Source organism: Psychrobacter sp. (assembly GCF_030457785.1).
GTDB lineage: Bacteria > Pseudomonadota > Gammaproteobacteria > Pseudomonadales > Moraxellaceae > Psychrobacter.
Genome location: NZ_JAKDUI010000204.1, coordinates 1 through 4914, shown reverse-complemented (window position 1 = coordinate 4914; position 4914 = coordinate 1). Strand labels below are relative to the sequence as shown.

General features: G+C 42.7%; 5 protein-coding genes. 2 read left to right on the top strand and 3 right to left on the bottom strand.

Annotated elements, in window-relative coordinates:
* Positions 1-649 precede the first annotated feature (649 nt).
* Positions 650-808 (top strand): hypothetical protein, encoded by a 159-nt coding sequence (locus tag L0J61_RS09295; RefSeq protein WP_301466167.1) that lies wholly within the window; start codon positions 650-652, stop codon positions 806-808.
* Positions 809-857: 49 nt separating this feature from the next.
* Here L0J61_RS09295 and L0J61_RS09290 read toward each other — a convergent pair whose 3' ends face one another.
* Together L0J61_RS09290 and L0J61_RS09285 are read right to left on the bottom strand one after the other, a co-directional pair.
* Positions 858-1553 carry a YoaK family protein gene (locus L0J61_RS09290; protein ID WP_301466166.1) on the bottom strand — a complete coding sequence of 232 codons (696 nt, stop codon included), beginning with the start codon at positions 1551-1553 and terminating at the stop codon, positions 858-860.
* A 138-nt stretch (positions 1554-1691) separates the two neighbouring features.
* Positions 1692-2498: an enoyl-ACP reductase gene (locus tag L0J61_RS09285; RefSeq protein WP_301466165.1), complete on the bottom strand. Its 807-nt coding sequence runs from the start codon at positions 2496-2498 to the stop codon at positions 1692-1694.
* A gap of 361 nt (positions 2499-2859) precedes the next feature.
* On the opposite strand from L0J61_RS09285, the gene folE reads away from it, so the two are divergent.
* Complete coding sequence (folE, locus tag L0J61_RS09280) at positions 2860-3456, top strand: GTP cyclohydrolase I FolE (RefSeq protein ID WP_301466164.1); 597 nt, start codon at positions 2860-2862, stop codon at positions 3454-3456.
* Positions 3457-3596: 140 nt separating this feature from the next.
* On the opposite strand, the gene msrA is transcribed toward folE, so the two are convergent.
* Positions 3597-4841 carry a peptide-methionine (S)-S-oxide reductase MsrA gene (msrA, locus tag L0J61_RS09275; RefSeq protein ID WP_301466163.1) on the bottom strand — a complete coding sequence of 415 codons (1245 nt, stop codon included), beginning with the start codon at positions 4839-4841 and terminating at the stop codon, positions 3597-3599.
* Positions 4842-4914: the final 73 nt, after the last annotated feature.

Here is a 4914-nt window from a genome sequence, read left to right as displayed (position 1 = left end):
ATCTATATTTAGGACGTATCACCCCTTAAGATTTGAACTGCTCTTACCTGATAGAAGTAAGAGTTTTTGCCGAGGATTATTAAATCGAACAAAGTTGCCGCTATAACGCAGACGCAATCGAAAATATGACTCCATTGACAATTTTTTTGTGAAATTGGACTAAAACCAGACCAGTTTCACCGACAAAATAGTGTGCTGATGAAAGATAAATCTGAGTATCTACGAAAAACTTCAGTAATATCTGATAGTAATGATAGTTGATGTTACACATCGTCACTAAATAAGCGCATATTTCGCCTATACAATACCACTCTGGCCTCCCATAATGATAGCAACGGTAGTCAAAATGCTGACATTATGGTTCTCTGACTACAAAAATAGCGACAAATTTTGGAAATAGCGGGAGATTTGACGCAGTTTGGCAAGTACTCAACCACTTTTGATCCACCCGAAGGCCAATATTCAGATTAAGAGCCCGCTTTGAGACTTAGGGCATCGAACAAATTGGCTCATATCGACAGTGCAAAAAAGTAGAAAACAAACAAAATCAATAATGAATATGATCAGATTTTTTTTGACCACTTTTGCTATCAAAACTATATTGCTAAAATCATATTTCGCGTTTAATTAAAATAATCAGGAGCAACTCATGACAGATGCCAATGAAGCCGATTTCACCACGAAGATGTGTCGTCAAGACATCAACCAAGATGGCTTAGAGAAAGAAGACCAACAAAGAACAGACGACTCTGCACTTGATATGATGCAAGGCATGCACGAGCATGAAAGCCATGAAGATGAGAAGTAAACGGCTCACTAATTATCAAGCTAATTAAAGGTATAATCAGCACTTTTTATTATAAAGAGTGCTTTTTTTGATTTTCTTGTCTTTTATTTGGCAAACGGTCTGAAGCATAATTGTAAATAAACGCTGCTGAAAACACAATTGCAATCGGTACAAACAAAGCATCATAGCTGATTTTAGCAAATAAGTACGCTCCTACGGCACTACCGCCGCAAAAACAGTACCAAATAATCGCTTGAAACCCTAATGTTGGCTTACTAATCGAATGACCAGCCAACCAACTACCAATGGCTGCACCCATATCTGACGTCAGACCTGTCAAGTGAGTAGTACGAATCACCGCACCACTGTATGTAGCAACCATCGCATTCTGCAATCCACACGCCATCGCCGCAGCTAACTGTCCTGAATAATCGTGTTGCTGATACAACCAATAACTAAGCAGTAACAAGCCAGCTTCAATATATAGCGCACGTCCATAACGCTTACCCAAATTTAGTGATGTTTGCCCAACGACATAACCACTCAATATAGCACCTGCCAGAAAAGACAGTAATAATGCAGCGATATATAAAGTGCTACTAACATCCATATGGGCGATAGCTGCTGCAAACAAACTCACATTACCCGTGACGTGTGACACTGACAGTCCTGCAAAGCCCATCAGCGCGGCTGTGTTTACAAAGCCGGCACTAAACGCCAATACTGCACCACCCCACAGTATCCACTTTGGTAGTTTGGTTATCATATCTGTGCCTAAAGACTATTCACAAAAAACCTATAGTATAACTAAAAAAGGCAGCCAATTGGCTGCCTTCTTTTATGTCGGGTAAGTTGATTTATCTACAAGGAGGGTTTTATGCTAACTAATCGTCAACAAAGACAACTATTTAGGCTCATCAATCATCATCAACTGTTCACTGATAGCAACCGTATTAAAGCCTGCATCAACAAACATAATCTCTCCTGTAATCCCCGATGCCCAAGGCGATAACAGGAACAACGCAGCATTGCCTACTTCTGTCTGCGTAATATTACGCTGTAATGGCGCAATCTTTTCACTGATATCAAGCATCTTACGGAACGACTTGATACCACTAGCCGCTAGTGTGCGAATAGGTCCGGCTGAGATAGCATTCACACGAATACCTTCACCGCCCATAGAGGTAGAAAGATAGCGCACACTGGCTTCTAGGCTAGCTTTTGCCATGCCCATGACATTATAATTTGGCAAGACTGAGATACTACCCTCATAAGTTAATGTCAGCATCGATCCGTGACGCATCGCCAACAATTCACGGGCTGCTTTGGCTAAGGCGACAAAGCTATAGCTTGAGATATCATGGGCAATTTGACTGCCTTCACGAGTCGTCGCATTGACAAAGTCGCCATCAAGCTGTTCCATAGGCGCAAAGCCAATGGCGTGTACGACACCATCGATACCATCACCCCAATGCGCAGTGACCTGCTCAAAACAAGCAGCGATAGAATCATCTGACGCCACATCGCACTCTAAAACTAAATCTGCTTCAAATTTCTCTGCAGCCATATCCACACGTTTTTTTATTTTTTCGTTTGGATAAGTCAGGATCAATGATGCGCCCTCACGATGTAACGCTTCTGCGATGGCCCAAGCAATAGAGAGTTTACTCGCGATGCCAGTTACGACAAACCGTTGTCCTTGTAATAGCATAATATTTCCTTTTGAGTCGTTCAAAATGGTTTAAATGATAGATTATTTAGTGTATTCGGCTAACAAATAACAGGCAGAAATACCTATTGAAAGATAACCCATTATACATGAATTGATTTAAGTAAACAGTCGTAAACTGTATTCACTTACGTTGCCTCAATGTTCAATCTCAACAAACAATTCTATCGAATATCGATAAAACAGCCAACTGCACGGACAGCAGTATGAAGTTCAGTAGATTTCTAGTATAATCACAGCCCTTCCAAGCTTGCATAATTTTTACAAAATCCACTATAACCTTTGTTTATAGCTCAGGATTTCGCGTTAAGCTACACCCACATTTTGGATGGCTGCCAAACTTATGAGTAACACCCCCATCATAACTCCAGATTATAAAGAAAATATCGATTCCTATCGTCAATTGATCGGGTCAACGGGCGAGGATTTGAATCGTCCTGGATTATTAGACACGCCTGTGCGAGCAGCGAAAGCCTTTTCTCATTTGACCCAAGGGTATCATCAAAGCTTAGATGAGGTCGTCAATGACGCCGTATTTCCGTCGACAAATCGTGAGCTAGTATTAGTACAGAATATTGAATTTTATTCATTGTGTGAGCATCATATGCTGCCTTTTTATGGCGTCGCTCACATCGGTTACTTGCCGAATGGGCATGTCTTAGGACTGTCGAAGTTTGCCCGTATTGTTGATATGTTTGCACGCCGCTTACAGATTCAAGAAAACTTAAGTGAAGAGGTCGCTCAGTCCATCATGAATGTGACAGGGTGTCGTGGAGTGGCTGTCGTCATGGACGCCTCACACATGTGTATGATGATGCGTGGCGTCAATAAGCAGCAGTCCACCACCCGCAGTACCGCCATGTTGGGTGAGTACTTACATGACAATCAAGCACGTAACGAGTTCCTAGATGCTGTGCCTAAACGTCGACCTGCCTTTTAATATCCAAACAGCCTATATAGTCCATAAAAAAGGATGCTTAAAAAAATAAGCATCCTTTTTTACTATTCCAACTGTCCGTCTCATGATATATCTTTGTGACACGTAAAAATGAACACAGTTGGACTACATATTCTTAACGCTTAAGCGACTGGCTCAACTTCATCGATCCACTCACCATAGCCTTCTTCTTCCATCTGTGCCAATGGGATAAAACGCAGAGCTGCTGAATTCATACAATAACGCTTGCCAGTAGGCGCTGGACCATCATCGAATACGTGACCCACGTGTGAATCAGCGTAGCGACTACGAATTTCGGTGCGAGTACCAAATATCCCAGGATCTGCTTTTTCTACGACCAAGCTAGTGTCTAGCGGGCGGGTAAAACTCGGCCAGCCTGTACCAGACTTGTATTGATCACGAGATGAATATAACGGCTCACCAGATATTACATCGACATACAAGCCGGGTGCTTTGTTATCCCAATACTCATTATCAAAAGCGCGCTCCGTACCGTCTTCTTGAGTGACCTTGTACTGAATGTCACTGAGCGAGCTTTTCAAAGCGGCCTGTTCTGGCTTCACAAAAGTGTTTGGATCAAATCCAGATGCCGATCCAGTTGTTGACGCTTCATCAGTCTCACTCGGCGCTTGCTGACTTGCACCGGTTGTAGTCGGCGCAAACTGGCTAAAATCCAATTCATAGTCTTCACCATAGACGCTTTCGATAAACTGGTAGCGACCAGAATTAAAGGTATAAGCTTTATAACGCAGCGGGTTTTTCTTATAGTAGTCCTGATGGTACTCTTCTGCTGGATAAAACTCACTAGCAGCCAAAACTTCGATCACCACAGGGTTTTCGTACACCCCAGAGTCTTGCAATGATTGCTTCGCTGATTCTGCGATCTGTCTTTCTTGATCATTATTGTAATAGATGCCCGGACGATATTGGGTGCCGCGATCTACAAACTGGCCTTGATCGTCTGTGGGATCAGCGATTCGCCACAATGCTTGAACGATACCATTATAGGTAATTTTGGTAGGATCGTAGTACACCTGAGCCGCTTCAGTGTGCCCAGTATTACCTGCCGACACCATCTTATAAGTTGGGTTTTGAGACTGGCCACCAGTGTAACCAGACACCACTTCTACCACACCGGGTATTTTTTCATAACCTGCTTCCACACACCAAAAACAACCGCCAGCGACAGTAGCTACCGCCAAGTTTGCATCTGTAGGCGCATAGGGATTGTCAGTAGCATTGTCTTGTTGCATGGTGGAAGTGTTTTCAGTGGCTGCACAACCAACGTACAAAACGCTGCTTGCGACAATCGCCATACCAATAATTTTGGTCTGTGATTTATATTTTTCTAAAAATTGGCCTGACATGCAGAACTCCCAATAATAACCCCACTCTCAACTTGAAATAAGCAATTCAAACTGAAGAGGCGGGTTACCAAGT